At 57.4% G+C, this 25,659-nt stretch carries 25 protein-coding genes and 2 pseudogenes; 9 read left to right on the plus strand and 18 right to left on the minus strand.

Annotation, left to right across the window (positions count from 1 at the left end; all coding sequences use genetic code 11):
- Positions 1–212 precede the first annotated feature (212 nt).
- Entirely contained in the window at positions 213–1,712 is a 1,500-nt protein-coding gene (locus tag ACWKV4_RS06705; RefSeq protein WP_483831297.1) for a M10 family metallopeptidase C-terminal domain-containing protein, read from the plus strand.
- A 375-nt stretch (positions 1,713–2,087) separates the two neighbouring features.
- Here ACWKV4_RS06705 and ACWKV4_RS06710 read toward each other — a convergent pair whose 3' ends face one another.
- The 6 genes from ACWKV4_RS06710 to ACWKV4_RS06735 all read right to left on the minus strand — a co-directional run bounded on the left by ACWKV4_RS06710 (position 2,088) and on the right by ACWKV4_RS06735 (position 6,071).
- Positions 2,088–3,593 carry a M10 family metallopeptidase C-terminal domain-containing protein gene (locus ACWKV4_RS06710; RefSeq protein WP_483831298.1) on the minus strand — a complete coding sequence of 502 codons (1,506 nt, stop codon included), beginning with the start codon at positions 3,591–3,593 and terminating at the stop codon, positions 2,088–2,090.
- A gap of 371 nt (positions 3,594–3,964) precedes the next feature.
- The gene (locus tag ACWKV4_RS06715) at positions 3,965–4,918 is read right to left on the minus strand and encodes a tyrosine-type recombinase/integrase (RefSeq protein WP_483831299.1); all 954 of its coding nucleotides are present in this window, start codon (positions 4,916–4,918) and stop codon (positions 3,965–3,967) included.
- A 6-nt stretch (positions 4,919–4,924) separates the two neighbouring features.
- On the minus strand, positions 4,925–5,116 hold the full coding sequence (locus ACWKV4_RS06720; protein WP_483831466.1) for a cupin domain-containing protein: 192 nt from the start codon (positions 5,114–5,116) through the stop codon (positions 4,925–4,927).
- Positions 5,117–5,122: 6 nt separating this feature from the next.
- Positions 5,123–5,272 carry a hypothetical protein gene (locus tag ACWKV4_RS06725; protein ID WP_483831300.1) on the minus strand — a complete coding sequence of 50 codons (150 nt, stop codon included), beginning with the start codon at positions 5,270–5,272 and terminating at the stop codon, positions 5,123–5,125.
- A 276-nt stretch (positions 5,273–5,548) separates the two neighbouring features.
- Positions 5,549–5,845, minus strand: a complete 297-nt coding sequence (locus tag ACWKV4_RS06730; protein WP_483831301.1) for a type II toxin-antitoxin system RelE/ParE family toxin — start codon at positions 5,843–5,845, stop codon at positions 5,549–5,551.
- Positions 5,808–6,071 carry a CopG family ribbon-helix-helix protein gene (locus tag ACWKV4_RS06735; protein WP_483831302.1) on the minus strand — a complete coding sequence of 88 codons (264 nt, stop codon included), beginning with the start codon at positions 6,069–6,071 and terminating at the stop codon, positions 5,808–5,810. The genes ACWKV4_RS06730 and ACWKV4_RS06735 overlap by 38 nt, the downstream gene beginning before the upstream one ends.
- Before the next feature lie 493 nt (positions 6,072–6,564).
- On the opposite strand from ACWKV4_RS06735, the gene ACWKV4_RS06740 reads away from it, so the two are divergent.
- Entirely contained in the window at positions 6,565–6,804 is a 240-nt protein-coding gene (locus ACWKV4_RS06740) for a hypothetical protein (RefSeq protein WP_483831303.1), read from the plus strand.
- Between the two features lie 130 nt (positions 6,805–6,934).
- Here the strand turns inward: ACWKV4_RS06740 and ACWKV4_RS06745 are convergent, their stop codons facing one another.
- Complete coding sequence (locus ACWKV4_RS06745) at positions 6,935–7,312, minus strand: cupin domain-containing protein (RefSeq protein WP_483831304.1); 378 nt, start codon at positions 7,310–7,312, stop codon at positions 6,935–6,937.
- Between the two features lie 102 nt (positions 7,313–7,414).
- Here ACWKV4_RS06745 and ACWKV4_RS06750 point away from each other — a divergent pair, with 102 nt between their 5' ends.
- Complete coding sequence (locus ACWKV4_RS06750) at positions 7,415–8,266, plus strand: LysR family transcriptional regulator (RefSeq protein ID WP_483831305.1); 852 nt, start codon at positions 7,415–7,417, stop codon at positions 8,264–8,266.
- A 465-nt stretch (positions 8,267–8,731) separates the two neighbouring features.
- Here the strand turns inward: ACWKV4_RS06750 and ACWKV4_RS06755 are convergent, their stop codons facing one another.
- From ACWKV4_RS06755 to ACWKV4_RS06765, 3 genes are read right to left on the minus strand one after another with little or no spacing between them, the layout of a single operon-like run.
- Positions 8,732–10,117: an MFS transporter gene (locus ACWKV4_RS06755; protein ID WP_483831306.1), complete on the minus strand. Its 1,386-nt coding sequence runs from the start codon at positions 10,115–10,117 to the stop codon at positions 8,732–8,734.
- A 43-nt stretch (positions 10,118–10,160) separates the two neighbouring features.
- Positions 10,161–11,564: a four-carbon acid sugar kinase family protein gene (locus tag ACWKV4_RS06760; RefSeq protein ID WP_483831307.1), complete on the minus strand. Its 1,404-nt coding sequence runs from the start codon at positions 11,562–11,564 to the stop codon at positions 10,161–10,163.
- A 2-nt stretch (positions 11,565–11,566) separates the two neighbouring features.
- A complete protein-coding gene (locus ACWKV4_RS06765) occupies positions 11,567–12,844 on the minus strand; it encodes a ribulose-bisphosphate carboxylase large subunit family protein (protein ID WP_483831308.1) in 1,278 nt (425 codons plus the stop codon).
- Positions 12,845–13,034: 190 nt separating this feature from the next.
- On the opposite strand from ACWKV4_RS06765, the gene ACWKV4_RS06770 reads away from it, so the two are divergent.
- On the plus strand, positions 13,035–13,943 hold the full coding sequence (locus tag ACWKV4_RS06770) for a LysR substrate-binding domain-containing protein (protein WP_483831309.1): 909 nt from the start codon (positions 13,035–13,037) through the stop codon (positions 13,941–13,943).
- Between the two features lie 23 nt (positions 13,944–13,966).
- On the opposite strand, the gene ACWKV4_RS06775 is transcribed toward ACWKV4_RS06770, so the two are convergent.
- A complete protein-coding gene (locus ACWKV4_RS06775) occupies positions 13,967–14,734 on the minus strand; it encodes an SDR family NAD(P)-dependent oxidoreductase (RefSeq protein ID WP_483831310.1) in 768 nt (255 codons plus the stop codon).
- A 113-nt stretch (positions 14,735–14,847) separates the two neighbouring features.
- Here ACWKV4_RS06775 and ACWKV4_RS06780 point away from each other — a divergent pair.
- Positions 14,848–14,979 (plus strand): annotated as a pseudogene (locus ACWKV4_RS06780) (IS30 family transposase); the annotation flags it as partial.
- Positions 14,980–14,995: 16 nt separating this feature from the next.
- On the opposite strand, the gene ACWKV4_RS06785 reads toward ACWKV4_RS06780, so the two are convergent.
- Positions 14,996–15,754: an SDR family NAD(P)-dependent oxidoreductase gene (locus tag ACWKV4_RS06785; protein WP_483831311.1), complete on the minus strand. Its 759-nt coding sequence runs from the start codon at positions 15,752–15,754 to the stop codon at positions 14,996–14,998.
- Positions 15,755–15,911: 157 nt separating this feature from the next.
- Here ACWKV4_RS06785 and ACWKV4_RS06790 point away from each other — a divergent pair, with 157 nt between their 5' ends.
- Complete coding sequence (locus ACWKV4_RS06790; protein WP_483831312.1) at positions 15,912–16,811, plus strand: AraC family transcriptional regulator; 900 nt, start codon at positions 15,912–15,914, stop codon at positions 16,809–16,811.
- A 146-nt stretch (positions 16,812–16,957) separates the two neighbouring features.
- On the opposite strand, the gene ACWKV4_RS06795 is transcribed toward ACWKV4_RS06790, so the two are convergent.
- Positions 16,958–18,175 carry a GGDEF domain-containing protein gene (locus tag ACWKV4_RS06795; RefSeq protein ID WP_483831313.1) on the minus strand — a complete coding sequence of 406 codons (1,218 nt, stop codon included), beginning with the start codon at positions 18,173–18,175 and terminating at the stop codon, positions 16,958–16,960.
- Positions 18,176–18,322: 147 nt separating this feature from the next.
- Positions 18,323–18,457 carry a hypothetical protein gene (locus ACWKV4_RS06800; protein WP_483831476.1) on the minus strand — a complete coding sequence of 45 codons (135 nt, stop codon included), beginning with the start codon at positions 18,455–18,457 and terminating at the stop codon, positions 18,323–18,325.
- Positions 18,458–18,505: 48 nt separating this feature from the next.
- Between ACWKV4_RS06800 and ACWKV4_RS06805 the strand changes: the two genes are divergently transcribed.
- On the plus strand, positions 18,506–18,865 hold the full coding sequence (locus ACWKV4_RS06805) for a YajD family HNH nuclease (protein ID WP_483831314.1): 360 nt from the start codon (positions 18,506–18,508) through the stop codon (positions 18,863–18,865).
- 360 nt (positions 18,866–19,225) lie between these two features.
- Here ACWKV4_RS06805 and ACWKV4_RS06810 read toward each other — a convergent pair whose 3' ends face one another.
- Positions 19,226–20,437, minus strand: coding sequence for an aldose 1-epimerase family protein (locus tag ACWKV4_RS06810; RefSeq protein WP_483831315.1), 1,212 nt, complete (start codon positions 20,435–20,437; stop codon positions 19,226–19,228).
- Between the two features lie 295 nt (positions 20,438–20,732).
- Between ACWKV4_RS06810 and ACWKV4_RS06815 the strand changes: the two genes are divergently transcribed.
- Positions 20,733–22,838, plus strand: coding sequence for a TonB-dependent siderophore receptor (locus ACWKV4_RS06815; protein WP_483831316.1), 2,106 nt, complete (start codon positions 20,733–20,735; stop codon positions 22,836–22,838).
- Here ACWKV4_RS06815 and ACWKV4_RS06820 read toward each other — a convergent pair.
- A pseudogene (locus tag ACWKV4_RS06820) lies at positions 22,822–23,175 on the minus strand (methyl-accepting chemotaxis protein); the annotation flags it as partial. The gene ACWKV4_RS06815 and the pseudogene ACWKV4_RS06820 sit on opposite strands and share 17 nt — an antisense overlap.
- A 59-nt stretch (positions 23,176–23,234) precedes the next feature.
- Positions 23,235–24,164: a LysR family transcriptional regulator gene (locus tag ACWKV4_RS06825; protein WP_483831317.1), complete on the minus strand. Its 930-nt coding sequence runs from the start codon at positions 24,162–24,164 to the stop codon at positions 23,235–23,237.
- 109 nt (positions 24,165–24,273) lie between these two features.
- On the opposite strand from ACWKV4_RS06825, the gene ACWKV4_RS06830 reads away from it, so the two are divergent.
- Positions 24,274–25,137, plus strand: coding sequence for an aldo/keto reductase family oxidoreductase (locus ACWKV4_RS06830; protein WP_483831318.1), 864 nt, complete (start codon positions 24,274–24,276; stop codon positions 25,135–25,137).
- On the opposite strand, the gene ACWKV4_RS06835 is transcribed toward ACWKV4_RS06830, so the two are convergent.
- Positions 25,134–25,565, minus strand: a complete 432-nt coding sequence (locus ACWKV4_RS06835) for a methyl-accepting chemotaxis protein (protein WP_483831467.1) — start codon at positions 25,563–25,565, stop codon at positions 25,134–25,136. The two genes, ACWKV4_RS06830 and ACWKV4_RS06835, sit on opposite strands and share 4 nt — an antisense overlap.
- Positions 25,566–25,659 lie beyond the last annotated feature (94 nt).

Consider the following 25,659-nt stretch of genomic DNA (forward strand, 5'->3'; position numbering starts at 1 on the left):
TTGACTGCTACCGACCCTTAGCGGCCATTGACCGTCCAAGGTGAACGACCTAGTGATCGGCCGCCCTGATGAGCTGTCTGATGGAGCGCGTTGACGAGCTTATGCAATTCATCTAGTACATGACCGCAACAGTCGTGCTGGTCTAGCCCGGTAGGCTACTGCCTGAATTGCCGACCCAAACCCAGCAATTCAACCCACTCAGGATCAATACTGTGCCTACAGCCTCCAAAATTGCCCTGCAAGCCGCGCTCGATGAGCAGGTTACCTTTCACCATCGGCCTTCTTTCGATACCTCTACTGGTACGTCGGGCGATGACGTAATTAACGGCACCTGGTTGAATGATCATTTATTCGGCGGCGCCGGGAACGACACCCTGAATGGCCAGGGCGGCAACGACGACATATTGGTAGGCGGCGCTGGAGTCGATACCCTCACAGGCAGCGCAGCCAGTAGAGGCTCGGTGACATTCGTGTTCACGTCGCTCACCGACAGCTACGCCAATGCCGAGGGCTCTCACTCCGACCTGATAACCGGTTTCAGGCCATACGATAGATTGGACCTAACCGCCCTTGGCTTGGAGCGGATCGGTAACGGCCACAATGGCGACTTGGCCGTCAGCTATGACGCTGCGACGGACATTACCTACCTGCGTTCGCTGGACAAAGACGCCAGCGGCAATTTCTTCGAGGTGCGCCTGGCGGGCGATTTTCAAGGCCAGCTAAGCACGTATAACTTTGCACTGCGCCACGACGGCACAGCCGGCAACGATACCCTGGATTACAGTTTCAGCACCAAGCAATATGCGCTCAATGGCCTGGACGGCGACGATACACTGACTGGCGGGAAATTCACCAACGTACTGGATGGTGGCGCAGGTTCTGATCACCTGATCGGCAATAGCGGCTACGACACTTTCCTCTATCACCAGCTCAGCGACAGTTTCGTCAACGACGCCTCGGGTGTGTCCAGCGTTGACCTTATCAGCAATTTCAACCTGTTCGGCGGCAGCGTGTTGGACGTTTCCGCGCTAGGCTTCACTGGCCTGGGCGATGGCTATAACGGCACGCTGAATTATACCTATGACAAAACCGCAGGGCATTTTGTGGCGCAGTCGTTCGAAGCCGACGCCCAGGGCAACCGCTTCGAAGTGTATATCGACCAGGACTACCGCCACAGTGGCATTGCTTACCAAGATGCCGATGGTTTTATCTTCGCCGGGGATAACAACCATAACGATGCCGAGCAGACCCTCACCGGGAAGCCGACTTGGGATAAACTTCATACGGGATATGAAGGGGGTATTCTAATTGGCGGCGGTGCCGGCGATGCGCTGACGGGTAATACTGGGGTAGATACCTTCCGCTATCTGGACAGCAGCGACAGCGTTCATGGTGCCGCCGACTTTATTACGGACTTCGACGTAACCCAGGACAAGATCGACGTGGCGGCCCTCGGCTATACGGGCCTGGGCGATGGCACCAACAGTACCTTGAAGCTGGTCTACGACACAGACCTGCACCGCACCTACCTCAAGGACTACGAGCTGAATGCAGAGGGTCAGCGCTTCGAGATCGCTTTGGAAGGCGGCTATACCAGGACATTCTCCGCAGATAACCTGGTTGTTGCGAGCACCGTTTCAACAGCTGAACACGTCTCCGATACGCCTGTTGAATTAGTAGGTGTTGCGCCTAGTGATATCTATGCGGCTTAGGTGAGAGGCCGCTTTAGGTAGTCGTCAGTAGTCCTTCCCTACTGCCGGCTACTGTTCCAAGGGTGGCGTTAGCGAACGGCCGCTATGGGTCGGAAGCTGCCTGTCACCACAGACCGCTACTGACCCAGGCTGTGTGAAAACGCTAACCGAAAAATTAGGTACGCGTCCCTACGCTAAATCTGAGACTGAGTGAAGGGTGAGCAGACTCGGATTTCGCTTAGGAGCGCGGTTTGGAGGTCGGTTTTCACTGTCCTCCGCATCCAAAAACGTTTTCACACAGCCTGGACCCATTGCGGCCGTTCGTTAACAGCAACCTTGGAACGGTAGTCGTCAGTAGGTAAGGACTACTGACGGCTACCTATAGCGGCTTCTCACCTACGCAACATGGATATCACTAGGCGCAATACCTACTAACTCAATAGGCGCATCAGAAACGTGCTCAGCTGTGGAAACGTCGCTCGCAACGACCAGGTTGGCTGCAGTGAAGGTCCTGGTGTAGCCGCCTACCAAGCCGATTTCGAAGCGCTGGCCCTCGGCATTGAGGTCGTAATCCTTGAGGTAGGTGCGTTGAAGGTCTGTGTCGTAGATCAGCTTCAAGGTGCCATCGTGGCCGTCGCCCAAGCCGGTATAGCCGAGGGCTGCTACGTCGATCTTGTCCTGGGCCACATCGAAGTCCGTGATCAGGTCAGAGGTGCCATAGCCACGAAGGCTGTCGCTGCTGTCCAGATAGCGGAAGGTAACGACCCCCTCATAGCCCGTGAGCGCATCGCCCGCACCGCCGCCGATCAGGATACCGCCGTCCCGTCCCGCATAGAGTGCATCCTTGATCGGTCTCCCGGTAAGGGTCTGATCGGCATCGACATGGCTGTTATCACCGGCGAAGATAAAACCATCCGCATCTTGAGAGGCGCCGCCAGTGGCGCGATAGCCCTGGTCGATATACACCTTGAAGCGGTTGCCCTCGGAATCGGCTTCGAACGATTGCACTACGATGTGCCCTACGGTTTTGTCATAGGCGTAATTCAGCGTGCCGTTGTAGCCATCGCCCAAGCCAGTGAAGCCAAGCGCCGAAACGTCTAATATATCCCCATCGAACAGATTGAATTCGCTTATAAGATCAACGCTGGACACACCCGAGGCTTCGTTGACAAAACTGTCGCTGAGCTGATGATAGAGAAAAGTGTCGTCTCCGTAATTGCCGATCAGATGGTCCGCACCCGCCCCACCATCCAGTACGCTCTCTCTTTTCCCGGCAGTCAGCGTATCGTCGCCGTCCAGGCCGTTGAGCACGTATCGCTTGGTGCTGAAGTTGAAGTCCAGGGTATCGTTGCCGGCTGTGCCGTCATGGCGTAGTACGAAGTTGGCCGTGCTTAGCTGACCTTGGAAATCGCCTGCCAGGCGCACCTCGAAGAACCTGCCGTCGGCATCTTTGTCTAGCGAACGCACGTAGGTAATGTCCGTGGCTGCATCATAGCTGACGTCCAGATCGCCATTGTGGCCGTTACCGATCCGCTCCAGGCCAAGAGTGCTCAGGTCCAGTACATCGTATGGGCCGAAGAAATCGGTAATCAGGTCCGAGTGAGAGCCCTGGGCATCGGCGTAACTATCGGTGAGCGACGTGAATACGTATTTCGCCCCAGATCGGGGGAGGGCGCCACCAGTGAGGTTATCGACCCCGGCGCCGCCTACTAATGTGTCGTTACGGCCATTTCCATTAAGGGTGTCATTCCCGGCGCCGCCGAATATGTGATCTACCCAAGAGGTACCGGTAATTACGTCGTCACCCGACGTACCCGTGTAGGTAATGAAAGAGCCTCGATTGTGAACGGTGACCTGCTCAGCGAGCGCGGCTTGCAGGGCAGTTTTGGAAGCTTTAGGCACAGTATTTATCCTGAGTAGGTTGAATTGCTCGCTTTCGGGTCGGCAATTCAGGCAGTAGCCCATCGGCTAGACCAGCACGACTGTTGCTGTCATGTACTAGACGAATTGCATAGGCTCGTCAACGCACTCCATCTTCCCCAGACAGCTCATCAGCGCGGACGATCACTAGGTCTGACACCTTGCACGGTCAATGGCCGCTTTGGGTCGATAGCGGCCTGTCGCACTCCGCAGAATGACTCAATGTAGGTTTTAAGAAGGATATGTCGATACCAAGCTTAAAAGGCCACATCCTCATAAACTCATAAACTCATACGCTTTCCATCACGCGGGTGTTGCGCTCTACTAAGGAGGGGCATGAGTACCTTGGGCACCTAGACTCGGATGCGCTCTACTTCACTCAAGCTGATTTCGTCACTGCGGCGGTCGTAAAGCTGAGTAGTGCGCGTCGAGGAATGATTGGCCATAGCAGCAGCGCTTTCCAGTGAGCCGCCATTTTTCAGGTAGGCCGTGATACCTGTTGCTCGAAAGGTGTGGTTGCCTATCCGGGTATCAATTCCAGCAGCTGCAGCTCGACGCTGTACCATCAGGTAAGCGTTCGCCTGGGGAAGGGCGGTCCTGCTCAATTGCTTGGTGCCTCTCGCTAGAGTTCTGAATAGCGGACCCTTGCTGTCCACGTCGATAGCAGTCCCAACCAGGTACGCATGCAGATACTCCTCCAATGAGTGGTGACAGGGCATCGTGTGCTGCTTGCCACCTTTCTCCCGCAACCGGACCCATAGCCGGCGGTTCTGCGTATATACGTCCTCTACCTTCATAGCCAGTGCTGCCCCGATCCGTGCAAACGAAAACACCATTAGCCCATATGCTCGATCACGAAGGCCGGCAGGTGTGCTGGTATCAATGCTGTCTAGCAGCTGGCGCGCCTCGCTCGGGTCGAGTACAGGTGTTTTGCCAGTTCGGCTAGTGTGGCTTGGGCCGCGTACCGATGCTGCAGGGTTGTGTGTCACGACCTGGCCCACTACCAGCCAATCAAACAAATGCCGCAGTGCTGCAAGCCGTTGCTTGACCGAGGGCACCGATAGCCGCTGTAACTGCAGCTCAATCCAGGTCGAAACGTGCAGGGAGGTGACAGCCGTCAGGCTGGGCACACCGACCATAGCGCACCAGGTCAGAAACTCATCGGTAGCACGGGCATAAGCGCGTCGGGTGTTGGGATTACGGATGTTGGCCGTGAAGAACTCCAGGAAGCGCATACTTGCTCGATCACCGGCCTGACTGACCAATGCTGGCATGGTTGAGCCTGATACCAAAATGGCAGGCGTCATGGTGAGTCATCCGATTTGGTCGAACCCGGCACAGGGTTGTGCCTGGCCAAAGAAAATCACCCAAGTCCTAAAGTTGTCGCTAAACCGTTCAAAGCGATGATCGACACCAGCAGGCACGAACAGGAGGTCACCTACCTTCACTTCCGTGTACATCTGATCGCGTCGGAAAGTGGCAGTCCCTGAGCTGACGATGTACAGCTCGTCCTAGGCATGTGGCGTTTGAGTGTCCTTTACACGCGGAGCAAATAATTCGACCGAAAGGTCGCCACGTTCGAACAATACCGCGAAGGGGGTAGGCAGCTGGGCCAACGCGAGGGCTTGTTCAGCTTCATCTAGCTTGAGCAGGTCTGTCATGGATGATCCTTCACCGACGATGGGTCTATGTATGATAAAGGACATTATCATACATAGCTGGAAGGCCTTGGCAGCGCGAGAAGCATTCAAAGCGGGCGAGGTTAGCACCTCTGAAGATGCTGACGACGAAAGGCCTTTGTCCTGGGCATGCCTCAAGAATCTCGGCAATCAGGATGCCTATCCGCTCTGGCAATATTAGGCTTTGAATGAACAGCTCCGACAAGGCCAAAGGGCCGAGTCCGGAGCAACCCTCTCAAGGGGCAGCTACCAATCACACTACCAGTCTTCTGGACGCTCAGCGTGTTGGTGCAAAATTCGATACACCAGGATGGTGTCGCTCTTGACCTTGAGGGTGTAGACGGCGCGGTAGGGAAATTTCGAAAAAATCAGCTCGCGGCAATCAGGAATGTCCGACGCTTTCCCCAGCTGCGGAAAGCTCTCCAGTCGGCCCAGCGCTTCCAACACCTGGAAGACAACGTCCTCTGCTTTTTCGGCGCCTAGCCGGGGCTCGTAGTGCTCGTAGATACCCTCGAGGTCACTGTCCGCCTTGCTGGTTAATGCGATTTTCGGCACGAGCCACCCACTTAGCCTTTACGGCATCCAAGTCGATAAGATTGCCTGCTTCCGCATCTGCAATACCTTCAGCAACCGCACGAAAGTGCCAGGACTCAGCCTCGACATAGCGCGCCAAAGCGCGTTTGAGGTGGTACTGGCGATCCCGGTCAGTGGCTTTGGCAAGCTGGTCGAGCTGATTAATCAACTCAGATTCCACACGAAAAGACAGGACTGGCGAGGCCATATTAAACGCTCCAAAATTTTATGTATACAGTGGTGACATAGTGTGGACAATGTTTACGTTAGGCATAAATAATGATTATGTCAATATGGCTAATTGCTAAAACGACCTTTGGGTATGCTTTTGATAATCGGTAGATTGGTAAATCGACCCCCACACCAAAGCCCGCTTCGGCGGGCTTTTTGCTGACCCTTGGTGACCAGACCCCCACCCCCTGCCGTACCATTACGCGCAGCGCTGGTTTCAGACCCTACAGGAGGTAAGCATGGACACACCGCACTCGGCCGAGGCCCGTATCGAGCGCTGCAACAACGGTGGGAGATTGAAGAGCCGTATGTACGCTGCCTACGCTGTGGGGCTGGCCAACGTATTGACCAGGCGGAGGAGCCCTTTAATGCTCATCACACGCCCGACTGCACGCTGCGCAGTGACCTGCCGCAATACCCCTGGCGCGAATTGAGCCAATTGCTCAAGCAGTGGCAACAGGAGGTGGACCATGCGCCAAGGCATCCATGAAGACGCCTTGCGCGCAATGCTCGAGGGCGGTGCCGTGCGCGAGGTGCTGGTCAGCCGGCACAACGAAAAGTGGACCCTGGCCATTCGCCTAGGCGGTGCCGGTAGCCGGTGGCTGCCCGTGCGCTCCAGGCGAGAGGTATTGCGCACCTGGGCGAGTCTGACCGCCGTGGGCCGCTTTGCCGAAGGCCTGGGTGTGAAGGGCTTTGCCGTGGAGCTGTAGGGGGAGGTTCCGATTCGGAACTTTGCCAAGCTTCAGCCTTGAGTCACCTTCCTGGTAGTGACCGACAGCAACCGACCCAAAGCTGCCGTTGCCGTAGGCAGCTACCGGCCAAGGCACACTACCCTTGAACCTAAGAACCCAGCTGCTTTTCGATGGGCACGCTTCTCGCGCTGATTTTATCGCCCGTATGCAGGGTGGAGACCGTTTCGATCAGCACGATCCCGCACTCTTCTTCGGCGACAGGGTTGTGGCGGGTTTGTTTGGGGATCACACAAAAATCGCCGGGCTGGAGGACTACGTCCCGATCCTCCAACTGGATCTTGAGCGTGCCGTAAACTACCAAGAACATCTCGTCTTCATCCGCATGGGAATGCCACATCAGCTCCCCTCTAAGCTTGGCAACTTTGATGTACTGGTCATTGACCTGACCGATGACCTGCGGTGACCAATATTCACTTACTTTGGCGAGGGCTGACTGTATATTCGTGCTGTTCCCGCTGAGGGTCATGAGGCGGCTCCGTAAAAAAGAGCCTTACTCTACGTTGGGCCAGCCACGCGCCATATCGAAGGTTCATAATAGGGGTATTAGCGACTGTATTGGCTCCCCGTTATGTCCACGCTTCGCACTGTCGATCTTGTTCTGCTGCGTACTTTCGTATTTGTCGCCCAAGCGGGCAGCATCAGCGGAGCCGCGCGCCAACTGCATCTGACTCAGGGTGCTATCAGTCAGCAGATCAAGCGGCTTGAATGCTTTTTCAGTTGCCGGTTGCTGGAGCGTGATCCGCTGGGTACCCGGTTGACCGACCGTGGAATGGATCTTCTACCCAAAGCCCGTCGTCTCTTGGACCTGAGCGACCTCGTCTGTGAAGAAATGATCGGGCCGGGCCTTCGTAAAAGTGTACGGGTTGGCGTGCCGTACGACATGGCGGGAGCGCACTTCGCGCCTATTCTCAGGGCCCACGCACGGCGCCATCCCGACGTCGATGTCACGGTAGTATCGGGCTCTTCGGTTGACTTGATGACCGACTTTTCCAGAGGTCTTGTCGATCTATCAATCAGCCAATGTCCCGAGGGCGAGAGTATTGGTGAACGCCTATGCCTAGAGCCTTTGGTGTGGGTAGGAACATCGGACGACTTGATCAGCCAAAGGCCCTTGCCGTTGTGTTTCGTCACGCCGACCTGCACGTTTCGCCGCATGGTGTTTTCAACGTTAAGACAGGCGCACATCAGTTGGCGCGTAGTTTTCGAAAACGCCTCGGTAGATACGACGCTTTCTACCGTCAGGAGCGGTCTCGCGTTGACGCCATGGCTACGCTCGCTCATGCCTGACGACGTGCGCATGCTCGGGGCAGAATCCGGACTGCCCCCCTTGCCGGATTTCGCAATCGAACTTCACGTCTCGCCAAGCGCTGGCCAAGCCGCAATGGACATGGCGACGTCCATCCGAGAGCAGTATCGCTAGGGCGATGTGTTTACCTTGGTCAGCCTAATTCCTTAAGGCGGCTACCTATCGCTTTCAGCATGGTGGCCAATGATATCTTTTGTACCTTCAGGACCGACAGCTAGGGTTCGATGTGTCGGAAACGCCCAGAAGCGGCACCTTACGCCTTCAGTAATGCCACTTTTGGCCGTTAGCTGTCCTTTTTGAAGGGCAGCTTTGGGTCGGTTGCTGCCAGTGGCGACAGGCCGCAACCGACCCAAAGCGGCTTTCTGTGCTGGGAGGCTATCGAGGAGAAGAAGTCTTTCAGGGCGCTACGCGGGTAGGTATGGGACAGGGACAGTCGAAAACTGGCCTCAAAACCGCGCTCCTACGTCAAATTCGAGTCTGTTCACCCGGCACTCAGCCTCAGATTTTGCGCAGGAACGCGCACCTAGTTTTTCGGTTAGCGTTTTCACGCAGCCTGGCCCCGAAGCGGCCCACAAGCCATCACTCATCGGCGATGTCTATGTCCTTGGTTTCCCTAGAAAGATACACACATAGGGCAGACAGCCCTGCAAGTACAATCGTATACAACGCTATGGCGTAAGGTGACCCGTAGTGGCTGAGCAAGAATGCCCCTACGATAGGCGCTGTGCCACCGCCCAAGATACCGCCAATGTTTGTAGCCATGGCGAACCCTGTAAACCTGGCACTAGGGCCAAAGGCCTCGCCGGTAAAGGAAGGCACGGCACCATACACAAGTCCGTAGCCTGCCATGAACAAGCACGATCCCGCGACCATCGGCAGAAATTCGCCAGTGGAGAACAGGTGCCAGAAGGGGAACGCAGCCAGGGCAGTTATCGCAAAGCCGATCAGCATCATGGAGCGTCGGCCAATTCGGTCGGCTAGGGCGCCGGCGAATGGCACGATGACCAAGTGCGTGCAGATGGCGACCATTGCTACGGATAGTACAAAGGCGTTGGAGAGGCCCAACTCTTTCTTGCCATAGCTCAGTGCAAACACGGTGAATAGGTAGAAGGTGGAGAAATGGCAGATATTAGCGCCCGCCACCAGTAGCAGCTGTTTGGGATACCGGGTGAAGAGGCGCATGGCTGGTGATTGACCCGGTTTGGTAGCAGCTGCGCGCTTCTGGGCAGTCTTCTGGAATATCGGAGACTCTGGAACCTTGGACCGGACAAAGATCCCCACAATTAACAGCGCAAGGCTGGCAATGAACGGGATCCGCCAGCCCCAGGTGTAGAAGGCATCATTAGAGAGCATGCCGCTCACGGCCATGAGCAGGCCCGCCGAAGTGATAAACCCGAAGACTGGGCCAATATTATTGATGGCAGCATAGAAACCGCGTTTTCGCCTGGGGGCGTGCTCCAGAAGCATGAGCACAGCACCGCTGTACTCTCCGGCGAACGCAAAGCCTTGGATAAAGCGCAGTACACAGAGCGCGATGGGCGCCCAGATTCCGGCACTCGCGTAGGTGGGCAGCAAGCCAATACCTACGGTGCTGAGCCCCATGACGATCAGGGTGAGATAAAGCAGTTTTTTCCGGCCTATCTGATCGCCGAAGTGCCCAAGCACCAACGATCCCAGCGGCCGCGCCACAAATGAGATCGCAAAAGACGCAAGTGCCGCCAGACGCGAGACAGCTTCGTCAGTTCCTGGGAAAAACAATGGCGCAAAAATCAATGCGGCCGCAGTGCCGTAAAGGTAGAGGTCATAGGTTTCAAGCGCCGTACCGAACAAACTTCCGGCCACAACGTTTTTCATAGACTTCTTCTTTGCTTCGTTTAAATGTTCCTGGTTGTCTTGCTGGATCTGTTCATTTTGACGTTTGTGGTCTTGATGTGCGGGGATACTGCTCGAAAGAGAGGTTTGCATAGTTCCACCTGTTGTTATTTTGGGTATGCAATGGAGTTTTAACTTAATTGCAGGCGTGAAGGTTTCCTCTTAGCGCCTTTACAAAATAGTCATGGTCGCCCATTTGCCCGCCTTTCAAGGCAAGCTCAAGATCGGCTAGATAAGGTTTGTTGGAGTGCACCTGGCAAAGAGGTGCCCCTGGTGAAATATCGGACTTGATAACCAAGGCGTTTGGGTCAAGAATTTTGGTTATTTGGCTGGACGTATCTCCACCTGAAATTACAAGCCGGTCCAGTCTATAGCCTTTTAAAATATCTAGAACCATATGGCCCAATTCAACAGCGAGCTGTTTGCCACCGCGAACCTTGGCTTCATCACGAGGTGTGCCTTTGGCAACCATGGATTCGATCATCTGCTCGATGCGAGGATCCTCAGGGCCTTTTGCGGTATGGATTAGCACTGAGCGGCCGGCTTTCAGGTAGGAGATCGCTGTGGCCACCCTGTCTTGCACGGCGCCGCTTTGCTGCGTGCTGGCAACAAGCGCGGCGGCATCTATGGCCAGCTCAACGAACCCGCTGCGCAAAGCAGTGTCAATCTGCACCTCGCTTAGAGGCGAAGCGCTACCGGAAATGACTAATACCTGTTTGGCTGGCGTCAGGGGCATAACCTGAGATTTACCGCTAGCCATCAGCCCAATTGAGCGCCAGTGCTGCGTCAGTCCATATTCGACGCCAGATGAGCCAACCGCAAATACCGGGGCGTGCACTTTTGACAACTCCGTGAGTACACGCCCGGCAATAGTCATGTGCGTTTCGGTGGCGCCATCCACTAACACCGCATCGTGGGAAGCTGAAGCTTCGCTGACCGAATGCGTTAGATTTGCAGGCTGGTCCAGTTGCAGAATATCGATCTTCGCGATGGAAAGGTTATCCTGCTCACCGATATGAACACTCAGGTCCCCTTCTCGCATAGGCGTAATAGGGTGAGCTCGCATAATCGGATGTTGGTCAATGCGGTGAACCTTATGGTCTGTCTTGGACAGCGCAAAGAGGTTACCGAACACGCAATAACGGCCGAGTGCCGGGTTTCCAGCAATGATCGGGATACCTGCGGTGCCAAAGGCGCGGGACGCCAGGTTGATAACGTGGCCGATACTGCCCACGTTGGACGCGCTGTCGAAGGTAGAGCACACTTTGTAATGTACGATGGACGGGGCCAGCCGCTTGATTGCCTCAAAAGTGGCAGGTAGCACCTCGTCCATTTCCATATTCGATAGTCCACGGCTGTCGCCAGCAATCCCGATAGCGTCAAATTCGCCTAGGTCCGCCAGCATTTCAGGCGAAGGTGGCGCCAGAAAGAGCGCGCACCTGAGGCCCGCCGCAGTAAGCACTTCAAGGGCGTCAGTCGAGCCAGTGAAGTCGTCGCCGTAGAACACCAAATGAAGTTTGGATTGAGTGAGCGGCAGCATGATCACTGCCCTCCGAATTTATCCAAGGCGGCGCTCAAGGCCGGCCGGCCTTCAGCATAGTGCTGTAGCGACACTCCCTGGATTGCGGCTTCCCATCCTTCGCGCATGCTCTGGACACCGGCTTCGGTACCCTGCGGATGCCCGATGATGCCACCGCCTGCCAGGTGCATAAGGTCTACGGACTGCAGCTTGTCGAACAGCGCGGGAGCCTGTCCTGCCCACTGGCCCGAGGAGAACACCGGAACAATTGGCTGCACACCAGAGAAAGGGCGCAGGCAGCTCAATGCCGAAGAAATCACCGACTCGTCCGGCTCCCAGAACTTGCTTTGAATGCCATTGACGTGCAAGTGATCGACGCCAGCCAGCCGCCAGATCTTCTGGTATACCTCAAATGCGAAGCCTAGTTGAGGATTGCGCGTGAATGCCCCCCAGCCGTTGCGGTGACCATGAATAGCCAGTTGGGAATGCTTGCGAATATGCTCCACCGCAGAATGACCTACCCAGTTTAGGCAGAGCATCACGCAGGTTCCGCCCGCCTCCAGTACTGCATCATGACGGCGTAACATTTCGTCTATACTGCCTGAAATATTGATGGCATACATAGGCATGCGTCCCAGACGATCTGCATGCTTGTGGAGTATCGGCATCACTGCCTGAAGACGAGCGTCAAAAGACGCATAGGTGGGGTCAATCAGCAACTCATCGTCTTTCATGAAGTCGATTCCGCCTGCACAGAGTTCGTCCGCGACTTTAGCTGTCTGCTCAGGTGTCAAGCCAATGCTGGGTTTGATAATAGTGCCGATGATTGGGCGGCCATGAACACCACACAGTTTACGCGTGCCGTCGATACCGAATTGTGGACCTTGGAAACCCTCGGCAAACTGTTCGGACAGATCAACATCAAGCACCCTCAAGCCACTGACTTCCCCAAGTTCGAAAAGGTTGCCGGCGATGGTGGTCAACAGGGCAGGGATATTAGTGCCTATATTCGCAGTTGGAAAAGCGATCGTCACTTCACCGCGGTGGAATTTATCGGAAGGATTACGCCTTTCAAGAAATGCACTGTGCAGGGACGGAACAGCTACATCTGGTAGAGCCTTGACCGAAATAACGCGAGCGCGGGACCGCTCTTTTAATTCGGCGGATTCACCCGGAAGTGAAATGAATGTGCCACTAGACTGCTCGCCGGCAATAACTTCGCCGACGCGCTCAATTGGATAGCTACTTTCTACGAAGAAGCGGGCGGAAAACTCTTCCCGCCCGGATTTTTGATCGACCATGATAGTGCCTCTTTTTGATTTTATTTTATAAAGCGAGCCTGCCTTGCAGAAACGGCCATATTTCCAATATACATTGACCATGCTCTTGGCCTAGCGATATGATTTCTTGCCAGGTTGACAAAAACTCACAATAGCCTTTGGCTGGGCACTACCGGTCGTGCCAAGGCCACCCCTTTACTGAGGTGCTCACATGTCCTCCCCCCTGCGCCCCTCCCTGAATGCCCTTAGGGCGTTTGAAATGGTCGCGCGCAAAGGTACCTTCAGCGAGGCAGCGGACGCACTCTCCGTGACCCACGGGGCGGTCAGCAGACACATCCGCACGCTTGAGGATTTACTGGGTGTAGTGCTACTCAGTCGCAACGCACACGGTACAAAGCTCACGCCTGAAGGTGCGCGGTTGGCGGCAGGGTTGGGACGGGCTTTCAACATGATCCAGGAAAGCATTGATGAGCTGCGGCCGCGCCCACTGGAGTTGTCCTGCTCCGCATCGATAATGATGCACTGGCTGCTTCCTAGGTTGGCCAGGTTCCACAGCAACTTTCCAACGATGGCCTTGGGACTCAAGACCGGGCACGGCCCCATCGACTTCGCCCTTGAAGGGGTCAGTGTGGCGATACGCTTGGGAAGCATCGAGCCACCCTACGGTATTGTGCCTGTTCCTTTGGGCCGAGAATGGATAGGCGCGGTATGTTCACCCGAGTATCTGGCGGCATCCGACGTGCAGGAAGTCGCTGACCTGAATAATCAGAAGCTGCTCGCTACCAAAACTCGGCCTCATGCCTGGAAGGAGTGGTATTCCACCACGAACTCGACCATGGTCGAGCCGCATGAAATGGAGTTTTTCGAACACTTTTACTTGTTGATCCAGGCAGCCAAGGTGGGGCTAGGATTTGCCTGTGTGCCCCGAATGCTAGTGCAGGCCGAGCTGGACAGCGGGGCGCTAGTGGCACCTTTTGGGTTTGTCGAAGGGCCAGGGGAACTGGTGCTATGGATCTCCCCTGGCGCAAAAATGCGCCGCGACACTGTGGACCTGGTCAGATGGATCACCGAGGAAATGGCAGCCAGCGACTCAGGCATCCGGCCACTGGGTGCCGAATGAGCGCACCATAAAAAAATAAGCGGTCAGATGTCCCCCGCCCCCCACGCCAGGAAGCCCCCATCCACCGGCAGGACGACCCCATTGACATAGGCAGCAACGTCAGACGCCAGATAACTTACCGCCCCGGCAATCTCTTGGGTGGTGCCGTAGCGTTTAGCCGGGATTGCCTTGCTATAAGCTTTGCGGAACGTGTCGCTGTGAAGCTCTTTGGTCATTGGTGTATCCACTGGCCCTGGAGCGACGGCATTGCAGGTAATGCCGTAGTCACTGAGCTCTACCGCCATTTGCCGGGTCAAGGCGATAACCGCCCCCTTAGAGGTGCCATAAGCTGTTCTGCCTTTGCCCACCGCACGCATGCCGGCTACCGAAGCGATATTGATGATTCTGCCGAATTCGTTCTTGCACATCAGCTGTGCTGCCAATTGGCAGCACATGAAGGTCCCTGTAACGTTGATCAGCATTGTCTTGCTGAAGACGTCGAGATCGAACTCCAGAAACGGCATCGTCTTCGCAATGCCGGCGGAGTTAACCAGCACATCGCAGCGGCCAAACTGCGCTTCGATCCAGGCGAAAGCATCCGTGACTGAGGTAGGCATCCCAACGTCCATCTGACGCGAGGTGGCAAACAACCCCTGGTCTCGGAGGCTCTGGGCAAAGTGTTCTGCCTGCCCCGCGTTAATATCGCAGATGATGACATGATGGCCACTGTCCGCCAGTGCATAGGCTGCTTGCGCGCCAATACCCATTGCACCGCCTGTTACAACTGCGACCTTCTTCTCTACAACCGTCATCGGGGAGTCCTCTTATTATTTGAGCCAAGTTGTTGGGCTGTTGGAAAATCCTATGAAGACTGGAGCTAAGGCGCAATCGATAAAAAATCGAACGTGCAGCACGAAAACTCACCTACGGCAAGATAATCGACCCGGTGTCGAGTAGTGAGTGGCGGGCAACGGTTGCAGACCGGGCTGTCCCAGGGCATTGGAAAGGCAACTTATTGTTCGGCACCAAGAATAGACAGATCGCAACGCTGGTGGAAAATGGTGTGACTGTGGCTACAATAACTGTCCGCCCGAGATGTCAAAAGTCGTTCCGTTAGCCCAGGACATGTCATCGGACAGGATCGCGGCAACCGCACCGCCTATATCATCCGGCAGGCCTACACGGCGCAGGGCGATACCTTGTGCTACGTAGGCGTTCACCTTCTTGTTATCGCGCACCGCACCGCCGCCAAAATCAGTTGCGATGGCGCCCGGTGCAATTGCATTCACCCGAATGTAGCGCGACCCCAGTTCTAAAGCCATGTAACGGGTGAGCACTTCAACTGCGGCCTTCACTGCCGCGTAAACACTGTATCCCGGTAATGTAAAACGCACGAAGCCGGAGGAAACGTTCAGAATGCGGCCGCCGTCTTCCATAAGTGGTAATAGCTTTTGAGTTAGGAAAATTGGGCCGCGCAGGTGCGTGGCGACGAGTGAGGAAAACTGGTCTTCGGTCGCGTCAATAAAGTTCGCAAAGAGGCCATTGCCTGCGTTGTTGACGAGGAAGTCGAAGCGCTCCCGGCCGAAGTCGGTCTTCAGCGTATCAATCAGTGCGTTTGAAAAAGCTTGATAGCTGGCGGTATTAGTAATGTCGAGTGGCAGCATCGTAGCCTTGCCGCCCTGCGCTTCGATCTCCTGCTTCAGCGTCTCGGCTTCTGCCACGCCGCTGCGGTAGGTGCCGATGATGTAGACGCCCCGTTTGGCGAGGTGAAGCGCCATGTTGTGGCCAAGGCCGCGGCTGGCGCCGGTGATGAGTGCTATCTGGTTGGTCATGGGCTGTCTCCGCTAGGTTACGCGCGCCTGTCGGCGCTTTCTTGACCTGCCCAAGATAGGCAATGACCGGTTTATAGCCCACGCTCAATACGCTCAATTTATTGCATGATTGTATCAGTCATGCTCCGTGTTGGCGGGACTAAGGCATACTCGGCTCATGAATAACGACCTTGCACAGCATCTTCAGATAGCCCTGCGCCATGCGCCACCGGGTTTGACTGCCACGCAGATCCCGCGTGTGGACATCTGCGTCGGCCAAGGCTTTACAGATAAAGCGCCATGCCTATATCGCTCAATGATCTGCTTCATCCTGCAAGGGTCGAAGCGCGTTGCTATTAACGACAATCTTCTGAGTTATAGCAGTGAGCAGTATCTCATCAGCGCCCTTGACCTGCCTTTGATCGGACAGATTTTTGATACTCAAGGAGGGCAGCCCTATGTTGCGGTATCGCTCGTGCTGGATGCGGCCATACTGGCGGAACTGGCGGCGACCATGCCGCCGGCTCGCGAGAGCGAACAAAAGGGCATGGGCATCACATTAAACCCGATGACCGCCTCGCTTCGGGACACATTACTCCGCTTATTATCATTACTTGATACGCCTGCCGATATCCCGATTCTTAGCGCCTTGGTCGAACGGGAATTGCTCTATCGTCTACTACAGGGCCCCCAAGGCCGGCTGCTGCGCCAGATTGCCCAACCCGATGGCGCATTAAGTCGCATCCGCCGAGCGGCTGCTTGGATCAGGGATAACTACACCACTAGACTTCGCATTGAGGTGTTGTGCGATGTAAGCGGGATGAGTCGGGCGAGCCTGCATCGCCATTTTGTATCGATAACAGGCCTCAGTCCTATCCAGTATCAGAAGCAGCTTAGGTTGCAGGAAGCTCGCCAGCTTTTGCTTGCAGGCGAGCATCGCGCGTCTGACGTGGCGTTCGCTGTTGGCTATGAAAGCGCATCACAGTTTAGCCGCGAATACCTAAGGCAGTTTGGCGCGCCTCCTGCGCGCGACGCACGCGAAATACGTCAGTCAATCACGGGCGAGGCTATCCGGTAAGATATCAGGCTTGACAAACATGAGTAGAGCCAAGCTCTGCAGGATTGATAGTCAATAGCTTTCGTCCGACGTCCCTGTCCTCTGGGCGATCTGGTGTGTCAATCCTTCAAGACGCTAGATCATCCGCGTCACATGTGACCCATGGCCTAGAAAGGGACGGCCTCCGGCCTGGCACTGCGCAAACAATCCCGGCCCGCGCGCTTGGCCGCATAGAGCGCGCAGTCGGCGGCGCCGATCAGGCTGTCGGCCTGGTTGTAGGGGGCGATGCCGTTGGACATGCCCAGGCTGATGGTCACCCGGGCATCCGCGCCGAGCACCGGGTGCGGTACGTTCAAGGCGGCGACCGCGGCGCGCATGGCCTCGGCCAAGGCCCGGGCCTGGCCGGCGTCCACACCCACCTTGATAACCAGTATTTCCTCGCCGCCGAAACGGAACGCCAAGGCGCCATGGTCGGCAGCCACTTGCTGAATCGCGCTGCTCAGGTGCTTGAGGCAGGTGTCACCCTGTAGGTGGCCGTAGTTGTCGTTGTAGGCCTTGAAGTGATCGATATCCAGCAGAATGATCGCCACCGGGGTGGGCGCGGCCTGGGCGCGAGTCCAGATCTGCTGGGTAATCTCGCCCTGGTAGCGGCGGTTGAACAGCCGGGTCAGCGGGTCGGTGCGTGCCATGTCGGTAAGCTGGTCCTGCAGCAGGCGCCCCCGCAGGGCAAAGAGCCAACTCAGGCGAGCCCCCCGCTCAAGGAAATACGACGCCATCAGCAGCAGCAAAACGGTAGACAAATAAAGCACGGCGTTGGCCTGCCAGGCCACGAAGTCCATAAAGTGGGCCAGGTGCGTGGTGCTCAACTGAATGACCATCATCACCAATAGCGCGGCGGCGGCCACACGCATGGGCAGTTGCTGAATCATGGTGCAATAGACCATCAGCAGCAGCATGCCCAGTTGGTAGTGCAGCCGGTACGGGCTGTGGCTGTGAATCATCACCAGCAAAGGCATCAGCGAGGCGAGCACCGTGCCGGTGGCCGCAATCGCCTCCAGGGCCCAGCGCGCTCGCAATCGCTGGGTGAGTACCAACAGGCCGATGACCATGGGCGTGATTACGCACAAGCGGCCGAAGGCGACGTATTCAAAGGCGTCGCGCATCAACAACCAGTCGCTGAGTAGGAACAGGATGTACACCAAGGTGCCGCCAATCCCCACTGGGATCAGAAAGCGCTTGCGCGTCAACAGCGTTTCCTCTTGGTAATGCTGCTCCAAACCGGCTTCAAAACGTAGTGAGGGGATCCCCGAGGCGATGGTTCGCTCAATGCCGTCCAAGATTTGCAGGTCTTGGGGCGCGGGGCGGTGAATGGAAGAGGCTGGCATGGGGCACCGGGTCGAAATAGCGAATGGAGCTATGACAGCGCGAGTAATATCTTTGTGCCATCACTCGACAGATGGTACCTTAGTTTGCGATCAGTGGCAGAACAACTGCTCATTTTTTATGCACTATCCGCTAAGTGGCCGCCTCGTTTACGCCTTGGCCACTAGGGTCAGAATGTCGTAACTGGCCATTACCTTACTTAACTGGTTGGTGACTTCCACGTCCCAGGCCACCACTCCTTGGGGCTGCGTCGGGGAGACGAACAGACCCGTGCCATGGCGCAAGCAGGCATGGCACTATAAAATGCAGCCTTTATCTACCAGGGGTGCACCATGGCCACCGACACATCGAAGCTCGACCGAATCCTCGCCGACAACCAGCGCGAGCGTGAACGTGGCTACCGCGATAAAGCCCTCAAGATGTACCCGCACGTATGCGGCCGCTGCGCCCGTGAGTTCACCGGCAAACGCCTGAGCGAACTTACCGTCCACCACCGCGACCACAACCACGACAATAACCCCCAGGATGGCTCCAATTGGGAGTTGCTGTGCCTGTACTGCCACGACAACGAGCATTCCCGCTACACCGACCAGCAATACTTCGCCGAAGGTTCGCTGAGCACCCCCTCGGTGGCCAAGGCCACCCACAACCCCTTTGCCGCGTTAGGCGGGTTGTTGAAGAAGGACAGCTGATTCATACGCTTGCAGGAGCCGTCCCGCCGCCAAGGCGCCGCGCTGTCGCGCAGCAAACAGGGGTGTATGACGCTTGACAGCAACCCTCGCGGTGCAGCTTTCGCCAGCTTCGCTCACGCCTACACACTGATGCACCCGAAGGTTGGGCAGGTGCGCAGGTCATCGTGTAGGAGCCAGCGAAGCTGGCGAATAGGGCCGACACGTCCGCGCATAGCGCCAGTTAAAGCGGGGTGATTCAGATTTTTAAATCAATAGGTTATGTTTTGTTTGATGAGAGCGAGCGCAAGCTTGCGAAGAGACGGCGCAGGCAAGCAATGACGCACTGTTCGCCAGCTTTGCTGGCTCCTACAACAATGCGTATTACGGGCTAACGGTCGCCAGGGGCGTATCCCGCACTTCAGTAGGGCGGTCGCCCTGAATTTGCTTCACGTGGGCCAAGGCCTTATCCACGCGAGGTTTATCCGCCAGCAGGGTGTAGCTGATGCTGAAGTGGCGGCTGTCCTTGGGGGCGAGGGTGGGAACCAGGTTTAAGGCGCGTTGATAGCGACGGTTGTAGGAGAAGCTGGTGCCTGGTTCCAGCCCGGTGACATAACCCTGGGCCTGGGTATCGGTGTTTTTCCACAACGAGAACACCGGCAGGGTATGGGTATCGAAGCCCACCGCTACCCCCAAGGTGCCGGCCTTGTTATGCAGCACGGTCAGGGTTTTACCTTGGGCATCGGCATAGGGCACCAGGTTGTATACGGTTTCGTCATAGCCTGAGGTAGGCCCAGAGTACAGGTCCCAACGGGCCAGCTCTGCTTTGGCTTTATCGTTGAACGGGGAAACATGTTTGACCGGCGCTACGAAACGTGAGCCTTCCTCAAGCAGCGGCGTGCTGAAGTTGCTGTGGTACAGGGCTTGGTATTCCTTGGGGTAGTCGCCGTTATTGGTCAGGGTGTCATCAAGGTCGAAGCCGCTGCTGCCGGGCACGGTAGTCAGCTTCGTGGCCACAGTAAAGTCCACCTTCTTGAACGCCTGCTCTTTAAGCTCCCCACGCAGGTGGATGGTGTAGGGCGGCTGTTCGTCGATATGCAGGGTCACTCGGCTGGCGGGGATGTTCGCCGCGCGCCCGTGCAAGGTCAGCATTTCGCCGTTGTCCACGCCAGGGTGACCGACCCATTCGTAGCCGCAGCGCGCCACCAACTCATTGAAGCCCTCCAGCCAGCCCAGGCCATCGCGCCCAGTGAGGTTGATAAATGCGGGGTTGACCACCTCTTTCACCGGTGAGTCCCAGCCCATGCGCACATCGCCCACCTGCGCCTTGAGCACGTTCATGCCCCGGGTAGGCACCACGGTGAGTTTGAGGGTGCCATTGTCGATGTCGATCGCTGTTACCCCCTCCTGACGCCCACCGTGCAGAAGCCGCTGGGTGATCGTGAACGGTTTGGCGGTTTTCACATTCAAGGCAGTACTGGACAGGCTAAAGGGCGCTGGCGCTTGGTCGGCATCCAGCAGTACATAGTCCCAGGCCAGGGCCGGGGTGGCCGCCGCCAGGCAGGTGAGGGCGAAAACAGATTTGATTGCGCTCATGGGAAAGCCTTTATTGGAGTTGTAAAGCCTATATAGCGCGGGTGAAGCGTTTCAGCAATAGCCTTGCCGTGGGAGCTAGGGCTTTTTTTAGAATCTTGAAAAAAGCGGAATGCAGCGTTTCGTAGTCAGTTTGTAGGCGCTCCCTGTGAAACGGACGAGATTTAGGCCTGGCCCAGCGCTCCGATATAAACAGGAATGTGAAAATAAAGTCGACAAATTGTTGCAGTTGCATCTGGTTACCATTTGAGAATTGTTTCAAAATCCCGGTCCTCACACGCTGTTAGGAACCGCGACCTTGAAACCCCGTCTTCCCGCTACCTTGTTACTGGCTGGCGCCTGCGGCGCTTTGCCGTTGGCCCATGCCGACGACGTTACTACTTTGCCAGTGATCCAGATTCAGGACAGCTCCACCCAGGAGCCCACCGTAAGTGAAGGGTATAAGGGCAGGGCGTCGTCCAGCACCACCAAGCTGGGGCTGACCAATCAGCAAACGCCGCAGGCGATCACGGTCATTACCCGTGAACAGATGAACGACTTCAAGATCAACGGCGTCAAGGACGCGCTGCGCTCGGCGCCCTCGGTGACCGTGGAACAAAGCGAGTCGGACCGCACCGAATTCACCTCTCGGGGCTTTGATATCGGTACCTTCGAATACGACGGCATGAGCATGCCGTTCGCCCAGACGCTGCTGATCGGCGACATCGACATGGCCGAGTACGAGCAGATCGATGTGCTCCACGGCGCCAACGGTTTGATGAGCGGCACTGGCAACCCCTCGGCCACGGTCAACTTCGTGCGCAAGCGCCCCACCCGCGACCCCCAGGCGCAAGTCAACGCAAGCGTTGGTTCCTGGGACAGCCGCCGTATCGATATGGACCTGTCCGGGCCCCTCACCTCTACAGGTAATGTACGCGGGCGTTTGATTTACGCCCACGACAAGGGCAACTCCTGGATGGACCGCTATAGCCACGAAAAAACCGTGGCCGCCGGCCTATTGGCGTTCGACCTGTCCGAGGTGGACACGCTGACCCTGGGTGTGTCGCAGCACAACAGCGATTCGAACGGCAGTACTTGGGGTAACCTGCCGCTAATCGACAGCAAGGGCCAGACCATCCATTACAGTAGCCGCAGCTCCAACGTAGGCCAGGACTGGACCTATTGGAACATGCATACCCAAAAGGCCTTCGCCGAGCTGACCCACGCCTTTGAAAATGGCTGGAATGCCACCTTGATGGCCACCGGTATTACCGAATACCAAGACACCAACATGCTGTACGTGAGTAGCGTGACCGATGACACGGCCAACGTGTTCGCCGCCCATACCGGCAGCAAAGCTCACCAGCTGATAGGGGAGGCAAAGGCCTCTGGGCCGTTTAGCCTGCTCGGGCGCGAGCACCAGCTGACCCTGGGCGCCACCTATGGCCGCACTCACCAAAAGGCGCGGGAATATGATACCGCAAGGGATGGTTATTTCGACACCTCCTTCTCTGATCTGCTGGCCGGCAACACGCCCAACCTGGGCTTTCCATTTACCAGTGACGGCAATACCCAGAACTTCGAAGACCGGCAGAAGAGCCTGTTCGCCGGCGCACGTTTTAGCCTGGCCGACAACCTGCATTGGATCGCTGGCGCGCGGATGCTCAGCGCCGACGGCTCAGGCTTAAGCTACGGCGCGGACCACAGCCTGCGCGAACACGGCAAGGTCACCCCTTACACCGGCTTGGTCTATGACCTGACCGACGAGTGGAGCCTGTACACCAGCTGGACCCGTATCTTCAACCCGCAGTACAGCTATATCGGTTCGGACGGCAACCTGTTGGACCCCTTGGAAGGCAAGAGCCTGGAGGCCGGGGTCAAGGGTAGTCTGCGGGATAAGCGCCTGGACGTGACCGCCGCTGTGTTCAAGACCCAGCAGAGCAACGTGGCCGCCAACCCTGTGCTCAACGAGCATGGCCAATATGAGTACGACGCGGTGAGCTACAAGAGCCGCGGCATCGAGTTGGAAGCTTCCGGCGAGGCTCTGCCGGGGCTCGACCTCCTGGCCGGGTACACCTACGTGCATATCGACGACGCCGACGGCGACCATGCCCGCCGCTATGTGCCCACCCACGCCTTGCGGGCGATGGCCACGTACCGCCTGCCCAGCCTGCCCCAGGCCAAGGTGGGGGCGCGGCTAAGCTGGCAGAGCGCGATCGAGAACGACAATAACAGCGACATCCGCCAAAGCGCCTATGCGGTGCTGGATGTGCTCACCAACTATGAGTTCGATGAGCACTGGAGCACGGCGCTGAACTTCAACAACGTTACCGACCGCAAGTACCTGCGCTCGCTCTACAGCCAGACGGCCAGCAGCTATGGCGCGCCGCGCAACCTGATGGCCTCGGTCACCTGGAAGTATTGATCCGTCCCAAGGCGCGCCCGGTTAGGCGCGCGTTGGGCCTCAGGCGTGGGTCAAGCCGGTGAGGGGTGTCGGCGATGGTTTTGGTACGCTGAGCAGTACCCTCGGTCGCCCGGCTGGAATCCTCCAGAGTGCCGAGCATTTCCCGCAGGTCACCCACGGCGGTGGACTGGTCTTCGATCTGCTGAGCCACCCGCTGTATCTCGCCAGACAGCAGCTCGATGTCCACACCGATTTCCCCTGCGTTCTTGCGGGTGATTTCCGCCAGCTTGCATACTTCGTCCGCCACTACCGCAAAGCCCCGGCCCATGTCGCCGGCACGGGCCGCTTCAAAGGAAGCGCTCGTAGTCAGTGCGAGTGGAAACGCTTAAGCGCAGGGGCCTATGCAGGCAGGACAGTTTATCGACGGGTATCGATTGCCTGATCGGCAGCGTTGGCCTGTTGGATAAAACCTACGAAGGCCCGCAGGGGGGCGGGCAGGTGACGGCGGCCCGGGTAGTATAAAAATGGCCCCTTGAACGGCTGCCACCAGGGTTGCAGCACCGGCTCCAATGCGCCGCTTTCCAGGTGCGGGCGTAGCCAGTCTTCAAATAGGTGAATCACCCCCAAGCCTTGTCGGGCCGCGTCTATGGCCAGCTCTACCGCGCCGCCGATGCTCAGGGTCAGTGGGCCGGTGGGGTCCAGGCTGATGATTTCGCCATCGCGCTCGAACTCCCAGAGCGCCACCGCGCCACTGGGGAATTTCCCACGCAGGCAGGCATGGTTAAGTAAGTCCTTGGGGTGTTGCGGGCGGCCATGGACGTCCAGATAGGCCGGGGCCGCGGCGGTGGCGCAGCGCTGTACCCGTGGGCCGATGGGCACAGCGATCATGTCCTGCTCCAGGCGCTCGTCGTAGCGAATACCAGCGTCGCAGCCAGCGGCCAGAACGTCGACAAAACTTTCTTCTACCACCAGTTCCAGGTGAATGTCGGGATAGACGCGCAGGAAGGGAGTGATCAGCGCGGGCAATACCAGCCGCGCCGCGCTTAGCGGTACGTTCAGCTTCAGCGTGCCGGCGGGCCGCTCGCGAAAGTCGTTGACCACATCCAGCGCAACTTCCACCTCATTCAGTGCTGGCAGGATGCGCTCCATCAGCCGTACGCCGGCCTCGGTGGGGCGCACGCTGCGGGTAGTACGGTTGAGCAGACGCACCCCAAGCTGAGCTTCTGCTCGTCGTACCGCGTCGCTCAAACTCGAAGGCGAGCGGCCGCTGACCCTGGCCGCTTCGCGAAAGCCCTGAGCGTCTACCACGGCGATAAACGCCAGCAAGTCTTGGAGCGTGGTGATCATTGTCCGCCATTCCGTACAGCCCGTGCCGATTACAACGGATTATCAGTCCAATCGCCAGGGGGTACTGTGAGGCCTCAGCCTTCGGCACCTACCTTTAGAGGGAACACAGATGAACGGCATAGCAGCGGCAGGCACCTTCGTACTGGGGCGCCACTCGGTTAACCGCATGGGCTACGGCGCCATGCAACTGGCTGGCCCTGGGGTATTCGGCCCGCCCCGGCGCCCAGGTGAAGCGCAGGCGGTGCTTCGCGAGGCCATCGACTCAGGCGTGACTCACCTGGATACCGCAGACTTCTATGGTCCTCACGAAACCAACCGGCTGATCCGCCAGGCGCTGTACCCCTACGTCGATGAATTGGTGATCGTTACCAAGGTCGGTGCCCAGCGCGGCGCGGACGCCTCCTGGAACCCGGCACAAAGCCCGGAGCAGGTTACCCAGGCAGTGCATGACAACCTGCGTAATTTGGGCTTGGACGTACTGGAGGTGGTGAACTTCAGGGCCTGGGGCACCTTGCATGCGCCGGATGAAGCCTCTATCGAAGCCCCGTTCAGCGCCTTGGCCGCGTTGCAGCAACAAGGTTTGATACGTCATTTGGGGCTGAGCAACGTGTCGGCGGCCCAGGTTGAGCAAGCCAGAGGTATTGCCCCGGTGGTGTGTGTACAGAACCACTACAACCTGACCCATCGAACCGATGACGCCCTGATCGACCAACTGGCCGAGCAAGGCATTGCTTATGTGCCGTTCTTTCCCTTGGGCGGGTTTACGCCGCTGCAGTCCGAGCAGTTGTCAGCGGTGGCTGTCGAGCTTGGCGCTACGCCCATGAGCGTGGCCTTGGCCTGGCTACTGCAACGCTCACCCAACCTGCTGTTAATCCCCGGCACCTCTTCACGCGAGCATTTGCGCGAAAATCTGGCGGCAAGCCGCTTGGTGATTCCTGCGCAACTGTTGGTTACCTTGAACGCCCTGGCTTAACGGGTCAGGCGGTTGGCGAACTGCTCCACGGCGCTGACCACCTTTTGCGCGCCGTCCTGGATTTCCACGATCACCGAACCTGCCTGGCTGGCTAGTTCCAGGCCATCCTCGGCCTGGCGCCGGCCAGTGCCAATGACCGTTACCGCATCCGAGGCCAAACGTTGGTTCTTTTGCACCACGTCGGCGATTTCCGCCGTGGCCTGGGTGGTGCGCGACGCGAGCTGACGCACTTCGTCGGCCACCACGGCAAAGCCCCGCCCTTGCTCACCGGCACGTGCCGCTTCGATGGCGGCGTTGAGCGCCAGCAGGTTGGTTTGCTCGGCGATGCCGCTAATGGTCTTGATAATGGTGCTGATGATCTGGCTCTGCTGGTCCAGGGCTTCGATGCCTTCGGCAGCGTCTTGCATATGGCGAGCAAGGTCACGCATCACCGTTACCGTTTGCTGAACCACGTCTGCGCCACGCTGGGCAGTGCTGTCGGTTTGCACTGAGGTGGAGTAGGCCACGGTGGCTGCATCGGCC

The organism is Pseudomonas artemisiae, from assembly GCF_057128685.1.

What these genes read in the sequence shown, in the direction of transcription:
- ACWKV4_RS06835 (WP_483831467.1), bottom strand. Translation starts at nt 25,565, where the DNA reads ATGCGTGACCTTGCTCGCCATATGCAAGACGCTGCCGAAGGCATCGAA.
- ACWKV4_RS06735 (WP_483831302.1), bottom strand. Translation starts at nt 6,071, where the DNA reads ATGGCCTCGCCAGTCCTGTCTTTTCGTGTGGAATCTGAGTTGATTAAT.
- ACWKV4_RS06825 (WP_483831317.1), bottom strand. Translation starts at nt 24,164, where the DNA reads ATGATCACCACGCTCCAAGACTTGCTGGCGTTTATCGCCGTGGTAGAC.
- ACWKV4_RS06760 (WP_483831307.1), bottom strand. Translation starts at nt 11,564, where the DNA reads ATGCTGCCGCTCACTCAATCCAAACTTCATTTGGTGTTCTACGGCGAC.
- ACWKV4_RS06775 (WP_483831310.1), bottom strand. Translation starts at nt 14,734, where the DNA reads ATGACGGTTGTAGAGAAGAAGGTCGCAGTTGTAACAGGCGGTGCAATG.
- ACWKV4_RS06750 (WP_483831305.1), top strand. Translation starts at nt 7,415, where the DNA reads ATGTCCACGCTTCGCACTGTCGATCTTGTTCTGCTGCGTACTTTCGTA.
- ACWKV4_RS06810 (WP_483831315.1), bottom strand. Translation starts at nt 20,437, where the DNA reads ATGAGCGCAATCAAATCTGTTTTCGCCCTCACCTGCCTGGCGGCGGCC.
- ACWKV4_RS06725 (WP_483831300.1), bottom strand. Translation starts at nt 5,272, where the DNA reads ATGACAGACCTGCTCAAGCTAGATGAAGCTGAACAAGCCCTCGCGTTG.
- ACWKV4_RS06745 (WP_483831304.1), bottom strand. Translation starts at nt 7,312, where the DNA reads ATGACCCTCAGCGGGAACAGCACGAATATACAGTCAGCCCTCGCCAAA.
- ACWKV4_RS06795 (WP_483831313.1), bottom strand. Translation starts at nt 18,175, where the DNA reads ATGCCAGCCTCTTCCATTCACCGCCCCGCGCCCCAAGACCTGCAAATC.
- ACWKV4_RS06790 (WP_483831312.1), top strand. Translation starts at nt 15,912, where the DNA reads ATGAATAACGACCTTGCACAGCATCTTCAGATAGCCCTGCGCCATGCG.
- ACWKV4_RS06715 (WP_483831299.1), bottom strand. Translation starts at nt 4,918, where the DNA reads ATGACGCCTGCCATTTTGGTATCAGGCTCAACCATGCCAGCATTGGTC.
- ACWKV4_RS06755 (WP_483831306.1), bottom strand. Translation starts at nt 10,117, where the DNA reads ATGCAAACCTCTCTTTCGAGCAGTATCCCCGCACATCAAGACCACAAA.
- ACWKV4_RS06740 (WP_483831303.1), top strand. Translation starts at nt 6,565, where the DNA reads ATGCGCCAAGGCATCCATGAAGACGCCTTGCGCGCAATGCTCGAGGGC.
- ACWKV4_RS06785 (WP_483831311.1), bottom strand. Translation starts at nt 15,754, where the DNA reads ATGACCAACCAGATAGCACTCATCACCGGCGCCAGCCGCGGCCTTGGC.
- ACWKV4_RS06805 (WP_483831314.1), top strand. Translation starts at nt 18,506, where the DNA reads ATGGCCACCGACACATCGAAGCTCGACCGAATCCTCGCCGACAACCAG.
- ACWKV4_RS06770 (WP_483831309.1), top strand. Translation starts at nt 13,035, where the DNA reads ATGTCCTCCCCCCTGCGCCCCTCCCTGAATGCCCTTAGGGCGTTTGAA.
- ACWKV4_RS06830 (WP_483831318.1), top strand. Translation starts at nt 24,274, where the DNA reads ATGAACGGCATAGCAGCGGCAGGCACCTTCGTACTGGGGCGCCACTCG.
- ACWKV4_RS06765 (WP_483831308.1), bottom strand. Translation starts at nt 12,844, where the DNA reads ATGGTCGATCAAAAATCCGGGCGGGAAGAGTTTTCCGCCCGCTTCTTC.